Annotated in this window: 18 protein-coding genes, 1 rRNA gene and 2 pseudogenes; 8 read left to right on the top strand and 13 right to left on the bottom strand. The window is 65.1% G+C overall.

Annotated features, from left to right (window positions below; translation table 11 throughout):
- Window positions 1–12 precede the first annotated feature (12 nt).
- A complete protein-coding gene (locus tag G4G28_RS01500) occupies window positions 13–588 on the top strand; it encodes a DUF1439 domain-containing protein (protein ID WP_229507850.1) in 576 nt (191 codons plus the stop codon).
- A gap of 338 nt (window positions 589–926) precedes the next feature.
- Window positions 927–1133 carry a hypothetical protein gene (locus G4G28_RS01505; protein ID WP_229425385.1) on the top strand — a complete coding sequence of 69 codons (207 nt, stop codon included), beginning with the start codon at window positions 927–929 and terminating at the stop codon, window positions 1131–1133.
- 179 nt (window positions 1134–1312) lie between these two features.
- On the opposite strand, the gene G4G28_RS01510 is transcribed toward G4G28_RS01505, so the two are convergent.
- Both G4G28_RS01510 and G4G28_RS01515 read right to left on the bottom strand, forming a co-directional pair.
- Window positions 1313–1960, bottom strand: coding sequence for an Hpt domain-containing protein (locus G4G28_RS01510; RefSeq protein ID WP_183107962.1), 648 nt, complete (start codon window positions 1958–1960; stop codon window positions 1313–1315).
- A gap of 4 nt (window positions 1961–1964) precedes the next feature.
- The gene (locus tag G4G28_RS01515; RefSeq protein WP_182990589.1) at window positions 1965–3008 is read right to left on the bottom strand and encodes a CAP domain-containing protein; all 1044 of its coding nucleotides are present in this window, start codon (window positions 3006–3008) and stop codon (window positions 1965–1967) included.
- A gap of 210 nt (window positions 3009–3218) precedes the next feature.
- Here G4G28_RS01515 and pssA point away from each other — a divergent pair, with 210 nt between their 5' ends.
- Entirely contained in the window at window positions 3219–4007 is a 789-nt protein-coding gene (gene pssA, locus G4G28_RS01520) for a CDP-diacylglycerol--serine O-phosphatidyltransferase (protein WP_229425387.1), read from the top strand.
- 26 nt (window positions 4008–4033) lie between these two features.
- Window positions 4034–4141: pseudogene (locus tag G4G28_RS01525) on the top strand (N-acetyltransferase); the annotation flags it as partial.
- A 23-nt stretch (window positions 4142–4164) separates the two neighbouring features.
- Here the strand turns inward: G4G28_RS01525 and G4G28_RS24665 are convergent.
- The 11 genes and pseudogenes from G4G28_RS24665 to G4G28_RS01575 form a co-directional block, all read right to left on the bottom strand.
- Window positions 4165–4473 (bottom strand): metal-sensitive transcriptional regulator, encoded by a 309-nt coding sequence (locus G4G28_RS24665; protein ID WP_182990590.1) that lies wholly within the window; start codon window positions 4471–4473, stop codon window positions 4165–4167.
- Window positions 4474–4480: 7 nt separating this feature from the next.
- Window positions 4481–5397: pseudogene (locus tag G4G28_RS01530) on the bottom strand (aldo/keto reductase family oxidoreductase).
- A gap of 119 nt (window positions 5398–5516) precedes the next feature.
- The gene (locus tag G4G28_RS01535) at window positions 5517–6662 is read right to left on the bottom strand and encodes a D-alanyl-D-alanine carboxypeptidase family protein (RefSeq protein ID WP_182990592.1); all 1146 of its coding nucleotides are present in this window, start codon (window positions 6660–6662) and stop codon (window positions 5517–5519) included.
- Between the two features lie 122 nt (window positions 6663–6784).
- The gene (locus G4G28_RS01540; protein ID WP_182990593.1) at window positions 6785–7420 is read right to left on the bottom strand and encodes an alpha/beta hydrolase; all 636 of its coding nucleotides are present in this window, start codon (window positions 7418–7420) and stop codon (window positions 6785–6787) included.
- 11 nt (window positions 7421–7431) lie between these two features.
- On the bottom strand, window positions 7432–7758 hold the full coding sequence (locus G4G28_RS01545) for a ferredoxin (RefSeq protein WP_182990594.1): 327 nt from the start codon (window positions 7756–7758) through the stop codon (window positions 7432–7434).
- 86 nt (window positions 7759–7844) lie between these two features.
- Window positions 7845–8990, bottom strand: a complete 1146-nt coding sequence (locus tag G4G28_RS01550) for a VanZ family protein (RefSeq protein WP_183107964.1) — start codon at window positions 8988–8990, stop codon at window positions 7845–7847.
- Window positions 8987–9574: an ABC-type transport auxiliary lipoprotein family protein gene (locus G4G28_RS01555; RefSeq protein WP_183107965.1), complete on the bottom strand. Its 588-nt coding sequence runs from the start codon at window positions 9572–9574 to the stop codon at window positions 8987–8989. The genes G4G28_RS01550 and G4G28_RS01555 overlap by 4 nt, the downstream gene beginning before the upstream one ends.
- 30 nt (window positions 9575–9604) lie before the next feature.
- Entirely contained in the window at window positions 9605–10552 is a 948-nt protein-coding gene (locus G4G28_RS01560; protein ID WP_183107966.1) for an MlaD family protein, read from the bottom strand.
- Window position 10553: 1 nt separating this feature from the next.
- Window positions 10554–11432, bottom strand: coding sequence for an ABC transporter ATP-binding protein (locus G4G28_RS01565; RefSeq protein WP_182990597.1), 879 nt, complete (start codon window positions 11430–11432; stop codon window positions 10554–10556).
- On the bottom strand, window positions 11432–12565 hold the full coding sequence (locus G4G28_RS01570; protein ID WP_182990598.1) for an ABC transporter permease: 1134 nt from the start codon (window positions 12563–12565) through the stop codon (window positions 11432–11434). The genes G4G28_RS01565 and G4G28_RS01570 overlap by 1 nt, the downstream gene beginning before the upstream one ends.
- A gap of 55 nt (window positions 12566–12620) precedes the next feature.
- A complete protein-coding gene (locus tag G4G28_RS01575) occupies window positions 12621–14138 on the bottom strand; it encodes a B12-binding domain-containing radical SAM protein (protein ID WP_183107967.1) in 1518 nt (505 codons plus the stop codon).
- A 153-nt stretch (window positions 14139–14291) separates the two neighbouring features.
- Between G4G28_RS01575 and rrf the strand changes: the two genes are divergently transcribed.
- The 4 genes from rrf to G4G28_RS01595 all read left to right on the top strand — a co-directional run bounded on the left by rrf (window position 14292) and on the right by G4G28_RS01595 (window position 16263).
- Window positions 14292–14404: ribosomal RNA gene (rrf, locus tag G4G28_RS01580) — 5S ribosomal RNA — on the top strand.
- Window positions 14405–14652: 248 nt separating this feature from the next.
- Window positions 14653–14967 carry a YbjQ family protein gene (locus G4G28_RS01585; protein WP_182990600.1) on the top strand — a complete coding sequence of 105 codons (315 nt, stop codon included), beginning with the start codon at window positions 14653–14655 and terminating at the stop codon, window positions 14965–14967.
- Window position 14968: 1 nt separating this feature from the next.
- Window positions 14969–15442, top strand: coding sequence for a YbjQ family protein (locus G4G28_RS01590; RefSeq protein ID WP_182990601.1), 474 nt, complete (start codon window positions 14969–14971; stop codon window positions 15440–15442).
- A complete protein-coding gene (locus G4G28_RS01595) occupies window positions 15439–16263 on the top strand; it encodes a M48 family metallopeptidase (protein WP_183107968.1) in 825 nt (274 codons plus the stop codon). Before G4G28_RS01590 ends, G4G28_RS01595 begins: the two co-directional genes overlap by 4 nt.
- Window positions 16264–16361: the final 98 nt, after the last annotated feature.

Raw genomic sequence — 16361 nt, forward strand, 5'->3', positions numbered from 1 at the left:
AGAGGAGTGACCATGCCTGAGATGAACACCCGCGCACGGCGCACACTGCTGACGGGCCTGGCTGTGGCCGCCGGCGCCACGCTGCTGGCTTCCTGCGCGTCCATCCTTGGCCCGCGCGATGTCGACATCCCGCTGTCGTCACTGCAGGCCGGCCTCGAGCGCCGCTTCCCGCTCGACCATCGCCTGCTGCAGCTGTTCGACCTGCGCCTGGCGCGCCCGCAATTGCGCCTGCTGCCGGGCGACCGCGTGTCGCTGACGGTCGAGGCGACGGTGGCCCAATCCTTCCTGCGCAATCCCCTCGCCGGCACGCTGGCCTTGTCCGGGCGCCTGAACATCGACCCGGCACGCAGCGGCGTCTTCCTGGCCGAGCCGCGCATCGAGCGCTTCGACATTGGCGGGCTCGATTCCGGAGTGCAGGCCCAGCTGGCACGCGCCGCCAACGGCGTGCTCGACCGGACCATGGTGGATATCCCCATCTACAGTTTCCGCATGGAGGAGCTGCGCTATGCCGGCGTGCAGTATGTGCCAACCCGGATCGCCACCACGGCGAACGGCTTGCGCGTGTCGCTCGAGCCCGAAAAGCGCTGAACCGCACGCCCCCTTGCCAACAAGCCGTCCATGGCAGCGCGCACGCTTGCTTCGGCGCGAAAAACCTTATCAATAATGCTAAGCTTTTCTCAGCTGGCACGGCCTTCCGTGCCGTTCGCGCAGGCTATTCCGCGATCTGTTGTTCCCTTGCTGCACCTGTCGGACGACAGGAACAACGTCATTGCGGCGCAGGCAGGTTGAGCGCACACTGGGCATCGATAACGGCTGTGGCAGGGCTGCCGCGCACGGAATCCGGATTTGCGATTGATCATGCCTGGGATGTTCCACTGAAGTAATCTTGTTTGATGACTTGACGTGCTGCCGGTAAGGGGTAGACCTTGGAAACGATACAAGACAGTTTGATGAACGACAGTGCGGCAGCGGAACCGCTGGCTGCGGGGGGCGTCCAGGCACGTCCCACACGCCTGAGCCTGCCACCGAAAGGATCGTGCTGGTATTGCGAGAAGCCGGTCGACAGCGTACGCCGCTTCTGCGGCAAGGACTGCACCGACGCCTTCGACGAAGAAGCCGAATACACGCGCTGAGCGCGTTTCACCTCATCCATATGGCGGCGCAACTCGCTCCGCGTCTTTCGCGGCACGCCGCCGTTTTCAGCGTCGGGTTGTTGGCGCCGCTCTTGTGTCTGGCATTGCGTCCGGCAATGTGTCAGACCGAACGCCGGGCGGTGTGCTTTCCGGCGGCTAAGGTGCCGCGCATTTGCCGCTCATTTGCCGCCCAGGTGGCGCTCCGTTCCCGCATTGCGTGACCGGCCGAGCAGTTCCAGCGCGCGTTCGTAGTCGAAAGCCGTGACAGCCGCGCTGAGGTCGGCACTGGTACGCTCGCCGAGCTCCCTGCGCAGGGTTGCGCCTGCCGCCTCCACCAGTTCGATCGCCGCGCCGTCGCCGCTGCCGAGCAGCGCGCGCAGCCGGCCCACGACGTCGGTGCCGGTGTCCAGCGGCGGTGCGCTGCGCTCCTCCGGCGCCAGCAAGTCGTCCGGGTATGCAGGCACCGCGCCGGGCGGCATCGAGGTGCGCGAGCAGGGCGTCGAACAGGGCGTGCCTGGCGCCGGTGTCCTGAGACGCAATGCCTCCTCCAGCGCCATCGCCGCGCCATGCAAGGGTCCAGCCTCGATCATGCCGGCCGCACCCTTGAGCGTGTGCACCAGGCGCCGCGCCAGCGGCAGGTCGGCATTTGCCAGCGCACGACCGATGGCCGGGCCGGCAACGCGGTAATCGCCCCGAAAGCGCGCCAGTGCGCGCAGGTAGATCGTGCGGTTGCCCATCAGGCGCTCGATGCCGGCCGCCACGTCCACGTCGGGCACCGTTGCGGTGTCCTTCGAAGGGGAAGCGAGGGCCGGATCGGGCGTCGTCATCCGCTCACAGGGTCGTGAACGTCCAGCTGCGGCTGACAGCGACGCCGCTGACCGTGCCGGAGAAGTTCACTTCGTAGACGGTGTTTGGCGCCAGTGGCGCCAGCGGAACGATCGCCGCCGACGAGCCGCCGGTGTGGGTGTCGTTGGTCTCGGTCAGCAGGCGCACCGCCAGGTCGGCGCCGCCACGGGGACGCACCGTAAAGCTCGTCACGCGGACGGACTTGTCGATGTTGGCGTGCACGCTGATCGGATAGCCGACCTCGTTGCGGTCCGGGACGGGATCGGGCGATTCGGTGTCGCTATAAAAATTGCGCGGCACGGCCGCCATGCCATTGAAAGGCCATACAGCTACCTGGCCGCTGGGCAGGCCCGTACCGTAACCGTTGTTCGCGGTGAAGTTGGCGGTGAAATAGTTATAGCCCTGGGCCGTCGTCGCCGCGCCGGTGCCGATTTCCTTGAACACCGGCTCGAAAATCACGAAGCGGTGGTAGATCGCGGTGATCAGCTCCTCGGCCATGTACTGGCCCGAGCCGTTGTTGGTCGCGGAAATGACTTCGCCATAGGCACGGCTCGCGTTGACATTGAAGACATAACCGGCGCTCTGCAGGCGGTCGGCGAGTTCCGCACCGGTGAAGCCCTGTTTGCCGGGCGTCTGCACGTGCGTGATGGTGTTGTTGATGCGCTGGTAGTCGGAATGGCCCTGGGCCGCGATATCGATCACGCTGCTGTGGGTGAGCGTCGACATGCCAATCAGGCCGCGGCGGTAATTGATCCATTCGCGGCCGTCGAGTGCGATATTGCCGGTGGCGACAGGCGCATTCGGCGCACCGGGGATGGGCGGGTTGTTGGTGACCGGCGGTACCGGCGTGAGTGGATTGGGAATTACCGGTTGCGTCGGTGGTGCCGTCGGTGGCGCCGTCGGCGGCGTATTGCCGACCACGCCAGGAGCAGGGCTCGCGTCGCCGCCACCGCCACCGCCACAGGCAGCCAGGGTCAGGGCGGTCACGCATCCCGCCAGTATCATCCGCGCGCGCAGCAGCTCGCTCATCCGTGCACTCCTGATCAAGGTCAAACCAAGGAAAATCCATTCTAGGCGAAATTCTGTACGTATGACGTCGGCCACCGCGCCGGATACCGCGTCGGCTACCGCGCCGGATACCGCGTCGGCTACCGCGTCGGATACTGCGCCGGTACGTGCGCGACCACAGCAGCCCTGCCACGGTAGAATAAGGACATCATTTTCTTGTCCGGACATCCTTTGAACCAAGCCCGCCCCGCCCGATTGGCACGCGCCAAGTTCGCCCTGCCGAGTTTCGTCACCCTGCTGTCGATCGCCTGCGGCTTCGGCAGCATCGTCATTTCGGTCGACAATGCCCAGGTCGGCGCACCTGGCGACTACCGGCTGGCCGCGATCCTGCTGGTGCTGGCCGGCGTATTCGACGCACTCGACGGCTTCGTCGCCCGCGCCACCAACACCCAGTCGGCCTTCGGCGTGCAGCTCGATTCAATCGCGGACGTCATGAACTTCGGCTGCGCTCCTGGCCTGCTGCTGTACTGCTACGGTTTTGCCCAGATGAGCGCGGCGCACCCGACCATCGTGCGCATGGGCGGGCTGGCCTGCTTCATCTTCGTTGCCTGCGGCGCCCTGCGCCTGGCGCGCTTCAACATCTCGGTCGGACGCACCGATCCGCGCTACTTCGTCGGCATGCCCATCACGGCCGGCGCCGCCTGCGTCGCCTCGGTCGTCGTCGCCTGGCCCGACCCGGTCGTCAACAATGCGCAGGCGTTTGCCGTGATGGCGCTGATGGTGGCTGTCGGCACGCTGATGGTCTCGACCGTACGCTTTCCTAGCAGCAAGCAAAAGTTGACCAAAGGAATGTATATCGTCCTGGCGATCGCGATCCTGTTGCTGATCATATTGCGCACACGTTTCTTCGTGCTGTTCTTCCTGTTGTACGTCAGCGCCACGCTCCTGCTCAACATCGCCTGGATGAATGGCTGGCGCGGCATTGCGCCGCCGCTGGTGTATGAGGACGACGAGGTCTGATTCGACGCGGAAGGGCTCCCATGATCTCGGACGCGCTGCTGGAAAACGTGGCCAGCCATGCCATGCACTGCGCCCTGGGGTTCGAGGAAACGGAACGTGTCGTGTTCTTCCGCAAGGGGCTTGCCGCGTCCTAAATCCCGCCGCGGCGGGCAGCAGATCAGGCGAACTTGTCGAGCAGGGCAGCGAGCCGGACGGCGCTGGCGCGGGCCGCGTCCAGGTCCTCGGCCTGCTCGCTATGGGTCACCACGCTGGCCGTCAGGAGCTGCACGAAGGAGCGGTCGAGCGCCTTGCGCGCCGCCGCCATCTGCTGGGCCACCGCTTCGCAATCGGCGGGTTCGGCCGCCAGCGCGATCAATTTCTGCACACCGCGCAGCTGGCCTTCGATGCGGGCCAAGCGGTTCAGCAGGTCTTTCTTTTGCTGTGCCGAGAGGGCGCGGCCCTCGACGATTTTGACGGGCTCGGCCATGGCTGCCTCAGGCCACTTCGTGCCCGCGCGCGCGCGCAGGATGGCGAACCAGTCGCTGCGTTCCAGCGCGAATCCGGTGGCGGTGACGGCGTCGGCCACGGCGTCGATGCGTCCGCTGCCCGTGATCGGCAACGGGCGGCTTGGCAGGGCCATGATCCAGGCAAAGACGACGCTGGCAAACGATTGTCCCGTGCGTCCGGCCACTTCCTTGACGACGTCGCGCAGCGCGATGGCCTGGGCGTCGTTCGAGGTGAACAGGCGCCCGCCACCGAGCGGCGACCAGACCATGGGCGCGATGCCCAGGTCTTGCAGGCCGTCGAAGGTCTCGTCGAACATCGGACCCGTGTACAGCGGCGAGAACTCGACCTGGTTGGTTGCCAGCGGCACGCGGCGGTTGAGCGACTCGAACTGGTGGCGCGTGAAATTCGATACCCCGACATGGCGCACCTTGCCCTCCCTCTGCAGGCGCGTAAACGCCTCGGCGACCTCGTCGAAGTCCATCAGCGGGTCGGGGCGGTGGATCAGCAGCAGGTCGAGATAGTCGGTACCGAGCTGGCGCAGCGATTCCTCGCAGGAAGCGACGATGTGCGCGGCCGAGGTGTCGTAGTGCTGGATGCTGTGCGCTGGCCGTGCTGTGGAGACCAGCTTGATGCCGCACTTGCTGACGATTTCCATGCGCGCGCGCAGGCCGGGAGAGGCACGCAGCGCCTCGCCGAACAGGCCCTCGACGCTGTAGTTGCCGTAGATGTCGGCGTGGTCGAAGCTGGTCACGCCCATCTCGAGGCAGCGCTCGATGAAATCGACGCGCGCCGCGACCGGCATGTCCCATTCGTTCATGCGCCACATGCCGGCCACGATGCGCGACAGTTCGAGGCCATCCTTGCGGGTGGACAGGCGGGGGCAGGGCGCGGCGGAGTGGGTCATCGGTCGGGATTTGTAGAAATGGTAACGGTTCATTATAACGGCCCGGCCTGACCCAAGTAGCGGCAAAAAAAATGCCCGCCGGCGCGAAGCGGGCGGGCATCGTGTGCGAGAAAAAACGCTTACTTCATCATCAGGCGCATCGAATCCCAGGCGCGGCCGAAAATGCTCGCTTCCGGCACTTCTTCCAGCGCCACCACCGGCAGCACCAGCAGCGGCTTGTTGTCGACCATCATTTTGAGGGTGCCAACGCGGCCGTTGCGGGCCAGCGGTGCCACCAGCGGATCCTTGCGCTCGAGCACAGGCTTGAGCTTGCCGGCGACGCCTTTCGGCACCGTGATCAAGACGTCATTGGTGAAACCGATCTTGACGTTCGATTGCGCGCCTTTCCACACTTCCGGCGTCGCCACGGCCTGGCCCTTGCTGTACAGCTTGACGGTGTCGAAGTTCTGGAAGCCCCAGTTCAGGAGCTTCTGGCTTTCCTGGGTACGCACGGCATCCGAGCTGGCGCCCGAGACCACCGAGATCAGGCGGCGCTGGCCGGCATTGCCGTTCGGGCGGCGGGCCGAGGCGATCATGCTGTAGCCAGAGGATTCGGTGTGGCCGGTCTTCATGCCGTCGACGGTGGGGTCGAGCCACAGCAGGCGGTTACGGTTCTGCTGGGTGATCTTGTTATAGGTGAATTGCTTGACCGAGTCGATTTTGTAGAACTCGGGGAAGTCGGCAATCACGGTCGCAGCCAGGCGCGCCAGGTCGCTCGCGGTCGAGAAGTTGTCCGGGCTCGGCAGGCCGTGCGGGTTGGCGAAACGGGTGTTTTTGAGGCCCATGCGCTGCGCTTCGCGGTTCATGAGCACGACAAAGGTGCCTTCGTCGCCGGCAACGGCTTCGGCCAGGGCGACGGCGGCGTCGTTACCCGATTGCACCATCAGGCCGTGGAGCAGGTCGTTCACGCTCACTGGCGTGGCCGGATCGATGAACATCTTCGAGCTGCTGTTGTCGACTTTCCAGGCGCGGGTCGACACGTTGACCATGGTGTTCAGGGCCAGCTTCTTGTCGCGGATCGCCTGGAAGGTGACGTAGGCCGTCATGACCTTGGTCAGCGAGGCTGGCTCGATACGCGCATTCGGGTCCTGGGCGGCGATGACCTGGCCGCTGGTGGCGTCGAGCAGCAGCCAGGACTTGGCGGCGATCTGTGGGGCGGGCACGGTTTGCGCGCTCGCCGACAGCGTCAGGAGGCTGGCGGCCAGGGCCGCAATCAGTTTTTTCATGGGAGATCAGAAGTCAGTAGGGGTGGTGCGGATGCCATCGTCACGCCCTTACGCGTCAAGCGTCAGGTGTTGCCCGACAGCACGGGTTCACTGCAGTGCCACATTATAGGTCAGTACTACGCTCAATTGTCACGGCGCCACATTTGTACGACAAGATTTTTGATCGGATTGAGACGGCGGTGGAAGAAGTGGTCGGCGCCCGGGATCACGATCACCGGGATTTCCTGCGGCCGCGCCCAATCAAACACCATCTGCAGCGTGATCGTATCGTCCAGCTCGCCGTGAATCAGGATCGTGTCTTCCGGCACGCTCGGCATCGGCCATTTGCCGGCCGCGGTACCGACCAGCACCAGACGCTCGATGGCGTCGGGCTTGCCTTCGTTGAGCAGGCGCGCGTGCAGCTGGGCCTGGACAAAGGTGCCGAAGGAAAAACCGGACAGGGCCACCGGCAGGCCGGGATACTGCGCCTGCATGTGTTCCATCATCAGCTGCATGTCGTCGACCTCGCCATGGCCGCGATCGTGCTCGCCCTCGGACTGGCCGACCCCGCGGAAGTTGAAGCGGGCGGTCGCATAGCCGAGCGTGACGAAGGTGCGTGCTAGCGTTTGCGTGACCTTGTTTTCCATCGTGCCGCCGTACAGCGGATGCGGATGGGCGACCAGCGCGATGCCGCGCGGCGCGTCTTCGGGCAGGTCGAGCATGCATTCCATCTTGCCTGCATGACCATCCAGGAAAAAGCGTTTCGAAAACTTGTTCATTCGTTGGGAAATCAGATTTTCAGGCGTTCGACGATCTTGCCGCCAAGGATATGGGTGTCGATGATGTCGTCGATGTCGCTCGTGTCGACATAGGTGTACCAGGTGCCCTGCGGGTAGATGACGACCACCGGGCCCTCTTCGCAGCGCTCGAGGCAGCCGGCCTGGTTGATGCGTACCTTGCCCGGCTCGTTCAGGCCGAGGGCCTTGATGCGCTTCTTGGCATGCTTCTGCGCGATCTCGGCGCCGGATTTGCCGCAGCTCTGGCGGCAATTCTCGCCGTCGCGCACGTTCATGCAGAAGAACACGTGATGTTCATAAAAAGGTTTTTCGTCGCTCATGTCTTTTCATCCAGGTATCGGCGGCATGGCCAGCCGCCATGATACGCGTTCTGGGGCAAGGCCGAATCACCGCAGGGCGGACGCATCTACCCGCGGTTCAATTTATGCGAAGGCAGCAGCAGGAACCACAGCGCAAAGAAAGGCCACAGCAATGACAGGAACTGCGCCGCCCCGTTGAAGTTCAGGAATTTGCCCTGCACCCAGCCCTGCAAGGTCGAGGTGAAATACGGGTTGGCCGGAATCGTATTCACCACGATCAAACTCAATACCAGCGTCACCACGGCCAGCCGGCGCTGGGCCAGCTGCGGCGCGAAGGCGAGCCCGGCCAGCATGATCAGGCCGATCAGGAAGCCGCCCTCGGCGCCGGGCGTGACCCAGACGAAAGCATTGTCGGGCCGGAACAGCAGCGAGCTCGACAGTGTTTTGAGGAGCAGGGCCGCGCCCAGCATCAGCAGCATCAGGGTATAGCGCGGCGCACCACGGCGCAGCAGGCACAGCAGGGTGAGCGCGGCGCCGACCATGCCGCAGGCGGTGATGATGGTTTCCGACAGCCAGTACTGTTCGACGCTCATCGCCGGACCGGGACGCAGCATGGCGATCAGGTCGATGTCCTCGTCGAACCAGCTTGATAGCCAGCTTGACACGATCGGCAGCACCTGGCCGTGGCCGAACAGGAAGCTCTGCGGATAAATCTGCGCCAGCGGCCACAGGGCCAGCAGCACCAGGCCCTGGCTGGCATGGGGCGCGAACCATTTTTTACGCAGCCGGTACAGGCGGCCCTGGTCGAGCAGGCTGCGCGAAATGAAGGGGCCGATGCAGGCGCCGACGAAGGCGCCGGCGGAATTGGTCAGCAAATCGAGGTTCGAGGGCACGCGGCTGGGCAGGAAATTCTGCACGGCTTCCATCGAGCCCGAGACCAGGAAGCCGAGGATGGCCGCCAGCAGCGCCGCCCAGATCCCGCGCACCAGCGGATACAGGGCCAGCACCAGCAGGATCCCGAGCGGCACGTAACCGACGATGTTGACCATCACGTCGAAGCCGGTCCAGTAGCGCTGCTTGACCAGGTTCATGAACGACAGCAGCGGCAGGCCATTGCTGCGCCAGCCGGTAAACGGATACCAGCTGGCATAGACGATCAGCAGCAGATACGCCAGCAGCGCGGCGCGCGCCACGGGAGAACCGCGCGGCCGCGCGTCCTCGGGCGCCGCGTGCTGCGGGTCGGTCCCGGTCATCGCTTGCGGTTGTCGAAGCCGGCGAGCCAGGCGACGATGTCGGCAGCGGCGCCGTCGGTGCTGGCAGCCAGGGCACGTGCGCCGCCGGCGGCATCGGCACTGGGGGCCGGGGTGGCGCGTGTAAAGGTACGCTGGTCAGCCAGGGCATGGCCGTTGAAGAGCGAGGCGCGCAGGACCAGGCGGCCTTCGCTGGCGCTGGTACTGGCGAAGGTATGGCTGAAGTCGTCGATTTCGATGCGCAGGATCGGCACCGTGGTCGCCGTGTCGGTTGCCGACAGTACCTTCACGCCGGCCTGGGCCAGGCGCGACTTCAGGCGCTGGGTCACCAGGAGCAGCGGGTTGGCCGTCCAGCGGCTGTTGGCATAGGTGCGTGCCTGCAGCGGATCGGCATAGTCCAGGCGATACACCATGCGTTCGTTCTCGAAGGCCGGCGAGCCGGTCGCGTCCGTCACGACGATGGCCGCCAGTGGCGCCTGCGCCACCTGGCTCGCTGGCGGGCCAAGCGGGCCGAAATCGAACTGGGTGGTGGGCGCGGCCTTTTCGGAGGCGCAGCCGGCAAGCGACAGCAGCAGGGGCGGCGCCAAGGATGCGGGACAGGTTCATGGGGGTAATCCTCATTTGGTCGGGGCGACGAAGCCCGGTTCGCCAGGGCCGGGTTGGGCATTCGGGCCGCCGAACAGGATGCTTTGCGGACGGTCGCCGAGCGCGTCGGAGGTGCGGCGCACCGAGCGCAGGGCCGTGCGCGCCTCGTCGGTCATGCGGGTCAGGTGCGGCAGGGTGTCCGATTCCAGGTCGCTGGTGACGCCACGGAGCGAGCCGATGGCGTCGTTCAGGCGGTTGAGCGGGCCGTCCGGGGCCTGCAGGCCGGTGGCCAGGCGGTCGTAGTTGCGCACGGTGCTGGTGGCGCTGTCGGCGAAGGTGTCGAAGGAGGTCAGGCTCTGTTCGAGCTTGTCGGCCAGGCGCGGCAGCTTGTCGATGGTCGGGCCCAGGCGCTCGGGAATCTTGCCATAGGCCTCGGCGGCGCGGCTGATGTTGTCGAAGGAGCCGATGATGATCCTCTGGTTTTCGTCGCTCATCAGGTTGTTGATGCGCGCCGTGATCTGTTCGGTGCGGTCGAGGATGGCGAGACCGCGCTTTTCCAGCTGGTCGAGCAGGCCCGGACGCAGCGGGATGCGGCCGACGTGCTCGGGGTCGGTCCTCAGGAGGGGCGAACCGGTGCGGTCGTCGTCGAGCTGGATGAAGGCGATGCCGGTCACGCCCTGGTAGCCCAGCGAGGCAAAGGTGGTGGTAGTGATCGGCGAGCCTTCTTCCACCGACAGGCGGATCAATATCTGGCCGGTGACCTTCGGATCGAACACGATCTCGTCGACGCGGCCCACTTCCAGGCCGCGATAGCGCACCGTCGCCTGGGGGTTCAGGCCCGGGATCGACTGGGTGGTGATGATTTCGTAGGGCGCGAACTCGTTCTTGTCGCGGTTCAGCCAGAGGCCCACCAGGATCGCGGCCACCAGCAGCGCGATCGTGAAGACACCCGTCATCAGGGCATAAGATCGGTTTTCCATGTCACTCCTTTGGATGTTCCTCGGCGGCGCCGTTGCGTTCCTCTTCGCGTTCCTCATCGCGTTCATCGAGCACTTCGAGTGCCCGCAGGCCGCGGCCGCCGAGGAAGAATTGTTTGATGAATGGGTGGTCCACCTCCACCACGTCGCGCGATGGCCCCACCGCCAGGACGTGTTTTTCGGCCAGGACCGCAATGCGCGAGGACAGCGCAAACAGCGTGTCGAGGTCGTGGGTGACCATGACGACAGTCAGTTTCAGCTCCCTGTGCAGCGCGTGGATCAGGGTCACGAAGGCGTCCGACGCGTCGGGGTCGAGGCCGGCGGTGGGCTCGTCCAGGAACAGCAGCCGGGGCTCCAGTGCCAGCGCGCGTGCCAGGGCCGCACGCTTGGTCATGCCGCCCGACAGGTCGGCCGGCATCTTGTTGGCGTGTTCGGCGCCCAGGCCCACCATGTCCATTTTCAGCAGCACGGCATCGCGGATGACGTCGTCGGGCAGCGCGCGCAGTTCGCGCATCGGCAAGGCGATGTTGTCGAACACGGTCAGCGCCGAATACAACGCGCCCTGCTGGAACAGCATGCCCCAATGGTTGCGCATGCGCTGGAGCTGCTCGGGACCGGCCTCGCTGATGTCTTCGCCGAACACGCGCACGCAACCCCGCGTAGGGCGCTCCAGGCCCAGCATCTGGCGCAGCAGCACGGTCTTGCCGGTCCCCGAACCGCCGACGATGGAGAGGATTTCGCCCGAATAGATTTCCAGGTTCAGGTCCTGGTGCACCACGGTCTTGCCGAACTTGGTCCACAGGTTGCGGATCTCGACCACCGGCGGACCGACGTCCTCCTCGGGCTTGCGGTTGAGCTCTTGTGTGCGCTGGTTCTCCGCCATCAGAAGCCGACCCCGTTGAAGATGATGGCGAAGACCGCATCGGCCAGGATCACCACGGTGATGGCCGTCACCACCGAGGTGGTGGTGCCGCGCCCGAGGCTTTCCGTGTTCGGCTTGATGCGCAGGCCGAAGTGGCAGGACAACAGCGCGATCAGCATGCCGAAAGCCACGCCTTTCAGCAGGCCGATGGTGTAGTTCACCAGCGGCACCGCGTCCGGCAGCTTCTGCAGGAAGTAGCGCGCCGACAGCCCTAGTTCGATCTTGGCCGATACCATGCCGCCGATCAGCGCCATGGCGTCGGTCCACACCACCAGCAAGGGCATCGAGACCGCCAGCGCCACCACCTTTGGCATGATCAGGCGATAGCCATGCGAGATGCCCATCACCAGCATGGCGTCGAGTTCCTCGGTGACCTTCATCACGCCCAGCTGGGCCGTGATCGAGGAGCCCGAGCGGCCCGCCACCAGGATCGCCGCCAGCAGCGGCCCGAGCTCGCGGATGACGCTCATGCCCAGCAGGTTGACCACGAAGATGTCGCCGCCGAGCATGCGCAGCTGCTGCGCCGCCAGGTAGGCAAACACCACGCCGATCAGGAAGCCGACCAGCGCCGTGATGCCCAGGGCCTGCACCCCGGAGTGGTAGATATTGGCGGAGATTTCGCGCCAGGGCCCGGTATTCGGACGGCGGATGAAGCGTCCCAGGTCCTGGACCAGGCGGCCGATCAGTTCGACGAAACCGTGCAGGTGTTCGAAGAAGTTGAGCAGGCCGGCGCCGAGCGCGATGATCCAGTTCAGCGGGCTAATCCTGGCACGCGGCAAGTTGTGGCGGCTGGCCTTCTCGATGCGGGCGAACAGTTCTTCCTGGCGCGGATTGAGCTGCAGTCTGGCGGGGCGCTTCTTGCCCCAGGCATTCCAGAGCATCTGGGCGCCGATGTGGTCGATGCTGGCCACTTCGGTCAGGTCCCAGTCGAGCGAGGACTTGTTCTTGAGGCCTGCCAGCGTGCGGTTAATACGCTTGAGCATGCCTTTCTGGCTCAGCGCGTGCACCTGCCAGACCCCGCTCGCCATGACAGATTGCGCCGCGCCGCCGGCGGAAGGTCGAATCGTCAATATTGGCGTATTTTCAATCTGCATTGTTGCAGTGTAAAAGGAATTTGCCGACTCTGCATTGAGGGTCCCCCTAGCGTGCTCAGGCTGCCAGGTGGCGTACCTGGCGTGCCGGTGCCGCGACCGCGGCGGCCGCCGTCGTCTTGTCCTGGGCGTGGCGCTCCTGCGCCTTGGCGCCGGCGTCGATGCTGCCGGCGTAGTCGCTCGCCACCAGCGCCTGCGCTGCCTCGCGTCCCATACCCGTCACCTGCAGCCACTCGACCACCAGCTTGGCCAGCTTGTCGAGGGCGATGCGGTGGGTGGCGTCGAGTTTCGTGTACAGCCAGTCGGAGAAGGCCATGAAGTTCTCGAACGGCCGCGCGCCCAGCAATTCCTTGACCGTGTGCGCGAAGCGGCCCGAGTTCGCCACCAGGTCCCAGTAACGGGCAAAGCGCACCAGGCGCTGCATGGTCGCAAAATCGATCAGGCTGGTGGCCAGCACGGTGTAGGGCGGATACGGGTCGTAGACCATCGCGTAGGGCCCGGTGTGGCGGATGATCGGCGTGCCGCGCAGGCGTTTTAGTATGCCGAACTGGATCTCGTGCGCACCGAGGCCCACCAGCTGGTCGAAGCCGCGCGCGAAGCTCGGCACGTCCTCGCCCGGCAGGCCGGCGATCAGGTCCACGTGCAGGTGGGCCTGCGAGTGTTCGCAGAGCCAGCGGATGTTCTCGGCCGCCTTCTCGTTGTTCTGGCGCCGGCTCACCAATGCCTGCACCTCGGGATTGAAACTCTGGATGCCGATCTCGAACTGCAGCGCGCCCGCCGGAAACTGGGCGATGGTTTGCTTCAGCGCTTCGGGCAGGTGGTCGGGTACCAGCTCGAAGTGGGCATAGACCGGGTCGTCAGGGTTCGCCGCGAGCTTCTCCAGGAAGAAGCCCATGATCCGTTGGCTGGTCTTGACGTTCAGGTTGAAGGTGCGGTCGACGAACTTGAACAGGCGCGCGCCGCGGGCGTACAGCGATTCCAGCTCGGCGAGGAAGGCATCGAGCGGGAAGGGCCAGGCCGTCTTGTCGAGGGAGGACAGGCAGAATTCGCATTTAAAAGGGCAACCGCGCGAGGCTTCGACATAGATCGTACGGTGCGCAATATCCTCCGCACTATATAAAGAGTAGGGCAGGGCGATCTCGGCGATCGGCGGCTGCACGCCGGTATGGGTCTTCATCAGCGGCTTGGGGCCGTGCAGGATCTCGGCGCACAGCTTCGGGAAGGTGATATCTCCCCAGCCGGTGACGACGTAGTCGGCCAGGCGGCAGATTTCCTGCTCATTGGTTTCGAACGATACCTCCGGTCCGCCCAGCACGATCGTCACCTCGGGGGCGACGCGCTTCAACATGGCGACGATCTTCGTCGTTTCCTCGACGTTCCAGATATACACGCCGAAGCCGATGATGCGCGGACGCGTTGCCAGCAGGCGTTCGACGACCTCGGTGGTCTTGGCGCCGATCACGAATTCCTGGATGCGGGTCGTGGCGGCTAAGGGCCCCATGTTCGCCAGCAGGTAGCGCAGTCCCAGCGAAGCGTGGGCATAGCGGGCGTTCAGGGTGGAAAGGAGGATCGTCATGGGGGAAGGAAGAGGGAGGGAAACGGCAAAGGGAGCATTTTACGCGTCCGCGACGCAATCGGGGCTGGCGCCGGCCGATATTGCCTGTTAGAATGCACGCCGGAATTCAGGGATCTGTTGCCCCGTTGTGGAACAGACGCCCAGCAAGTCATGCCTGATGACCATAGCAAGTCGGTCCCACCCCTTCCCATCCCGAACAGGACCGTGAAACGACTTTGCGCCGATGATAGTGCTGCAACCAGTGTGAAAGTAGGTTATCGTCAGGCTAGTTATAAAGAAAAGCCCCGGCCCGTGTGCCGGGGTTTTTTTTCGCCTGCCGCCTGCACAGGCCTGCCTCCCGGGCGACCGCCTCGCGCCGGCACGACGCTGGCGCTCGCCATTCCCATCCCCTTGCCGCGCCCGCCCACAACCACCGCGCGCTTTGTGCTCGTTACAACAGGTTGCTTTCCATATTGCAATTATCAAAGAAGCATGCCTAGAATGCCCGCTCGGCCATTCTTCCTGAAAGCAGACCATGTTCCTCAGTAATATCGAAACCATTCCGGGCAAGACCATCACCGCGGCGCATGGCGTCGTTTCCGGCAGCACCGTGCGCGCCAAGCATGTCGGCCGCGACATCATGGCTGGCCTGAAGAACATCGTCGGCGGCGAACTGCGCGGCTATACCGAGCTGCTGGAAGAGTCGCGCGTGCAGGCGATCGAACGCATGAAGGCGCAAGCCCGGCAGATGGGCGCGAACGCCATCGTCAACGTGCGCTTTTCGACCTCGTCGGTGGCAGTCGGCGCCGCCGAGATCTATGTCTACGGCACCGCGGTTACCGTGAGCTGACATGGAACTGATCTTCCTGCTGGTGTTCTGGGTTGTGCCGCTGGTGCTGGGGTACGTGTTCGGCCAGATGAACGAGAAGCGCCATTACCGCTCGATATACGCGCGCGAGAAAACCTGGCTGGCGCTGCCGACGACGGCAAGCCGCGTCCCTTTGAGCCCCGGCCAGCCCGTGCGCTGCGAGCTCGTCAGCGGCAGCGTTGTCGTCTCGGTCGACTATTTCAAGCGCGCCGCCGCGGCGCTGCGCAAGGTGGTCGGCGGCCCTGTGAAGTCCTATGAAAGCCTGCTCGACCGCGCCAAGCGCGAGGCCGTGCTGCGCCTGAAAGAAAGCTGCCCGGGCGCCCACGAGATCGTCAACCTGCGCCTGGAAACGGCCTCGCTGTCGAAGAACATGCAAGGCGCCATCGGGTCGGTGGAGGTGTTTGCCTTCGCGACCGCGCTGTATTTTGCCGAGCAGCCCGCCAGGCACGCGGCATGAAATACACGCCCTCGCTGCCGGAACACAATGACAATGTGACGCAGGAGCATCCGCTCGCGGATTTCCTGCGCATCCTGGCCGGCCTGGGCGTGCTGGCGCTGGCCGGTTTCTTCGTGCTCGGCCTGCTGATTGACACCGTGGTCGACCACATGGATGCAGGCACCGAGGCCTCGCTCACGCGCATCATCGCCGAGAAGACCCCGGCCATGCCGCCAGGGGACCGCGGGGACGACGCCCGTGTCGCACGCGTGCAGGCCCTGGCCGACAGCCTGCGCGCCTGCGCCGGCATCAAGGGCCCGGCCACGCTCCGCTTGACCGATTCCACTGTGCCAAACGCGGTGGTGGTGCCCGGCGGGACGATTTATGTCTTCGCAGGCTTGTTCGAGCACGTGCAGTCCGAAAACGGCCTGGCCTTCGTGCTGGCGCACGAGTTGTCGCACCTGGCCCACCGCGACCACCTGCGGGCGCTGGGACGCGGCATCGTGCTCTACGGCCTGGCAACGCTGGCGACCGGCGACGGTTCGGCCCTGGCCGGCGTGCTGGCGCCAGTGCAGCAGGCGGGCGAAGCGAGCTACTCGCGCGGACGTGAAGCGGCGGCCGACGCTACCGCCTTGCAGGTGCTGCAGTGCCGCTATGGGCACGTCGGCGGCGCGACCGAATTCTTCGAATCGCTGCAGGAAAGCCACGACAGCGCCATCCCCGGCTCCCACTATTTCGCCTCGCACCCGCAAATGGGCGCGCGCATCGCGGCGATGCGGTCGGAGGCCGCCGCGGCGGGAATGAAGACGGGGGCGGTACGGCCGTTCGATACCTCGAAATAAGGCCCCCAAGGCAAGCGCAGACGAGGCGCTCGATGGTCTATTGCTATCGTCCCTGATTGCACGATCGGTATCCGACGAGATGTCGCATGAAGCCGACA

Origin of the sequence: Massilia sp. Dwa41.01b, assembly GCF_014171775.1 — a bacterium.
Taxonomy (GTDB): domain Bacteria; phylum Pseudomonadota; class Gammaproteobacteria; order Burkholderiales; family Burkholderiaceae_D; genus Telluria.

Excerpts from the sequence above, each read along its gene's own strand:
- G4G28_RS01545 (WP_182990594.1), bottom strand. The coding sequence starts at position 7,758 with ATGAGCGACGAAAAACCTTTTTATGAACATCACGTGTTCTTCTGCATG.
- G4G28_RS01540 (WP_182990593.1), bottom strand. The coding sequence starts at position 7,420 with ATGAACAAGTTTTCGAAACGCTTTTTCCTGGATGGTCATGCAGGCAAG.
- G4G28_RS01550 (WP_183107964.1), bottom strand. The coding sequence starts at position 8,990 with ATGACCGGGACCGACCCGCAGCACGCGGCGCCCGAGGACGCGCGGCCG.
- G4G28_RS01515 (WP_182990589.1), bottom strand. The coding sequence starts at position 3,008 with ATGAGCGAGCTGCTGCGCGCGCGGATGATACTGGCGGGATGCGTGACC.
- G4G28_RS01565 (WP_182990597.1), bottom strand. The coding sequence starts at position 11,432 with ATGGCGGAGAACCAGCGCACACAAGAGCTCAACCGCAAGCCCGAGGAG.
- G4G28_RS01500 (WP_229507850.1), top strand. The coding sequence starts at position 13 with ATGCCTGAGATGAACACCCGCGCACGGCGCACACTGCTGACGGGCCTG.
- G4G28_RS01510 (WP_183107962.1), bottom strand. The coding sequence starts at position 1,960 with ATGACGACGCCCGATCCGGCCCTCGCTTCCCCTTCGAAGGACACCGCA.
- G4G28_RS01570 (WP_182990598.1), bottom strand. The coding sequence starts at position 12,565 with ATGCAGATTGAAAATACGCCAATATTGACGATTCGACCTTCCGCCGGC.
- G4G28_RS01535 (WP_182990592.1), bottom strand. The coding sequence starts at position 6,662 with ATGAAAAAACTGATTGCGGCCCTGGCCGCCAGCCTCCTGACGCTGTCG.
- G4G28_RS24665 (WP_182990590.1), bottom strand. The coding sequence starts at position 4,473 with ATGGCCGAGCCCGTCAAAATCGTCGAGGGCCGCGCCCTCTCGGCACAG.
- G4G28_RS01595 (WP_183107968.1), top strand. The coding sequence starts at position 15,439 with ATGAAATACACGCCCTCGCTGCCGGAACACAATGACAATGTGACGCAG.
- G4G28_RS01585 (WP_182990600.1), top strand. The coding sequence starts at position 14,653 with ATGTTCCTCAGTAATATCGAAACCATTCCGGGCAAGACCATCACCGCG.
- G4G28_RS01575 (WP_183107967.1), bottom strand. The coding sequence starts at position 14,138 with ATGACGATCCTCCTTTCCACCCTGAACGCCCGCTATGCCCACGCTTCG.
- G4G28_RS01560 (WP_183107966.1), bottom strand. The coding sequence starts at position 10,552 with ATGGAAAACCGATCTTATGCCCTGATGACGGGTGTCTTCACGATCGCG.
- G4G28_RS01590 (WP_182990601.1), top strand. The coding sequence starts at position 14,969 with ATGGAACTGATCTTCCTGCTGGTGTTCTGGGTTGTGCCGCTGGTGCTG.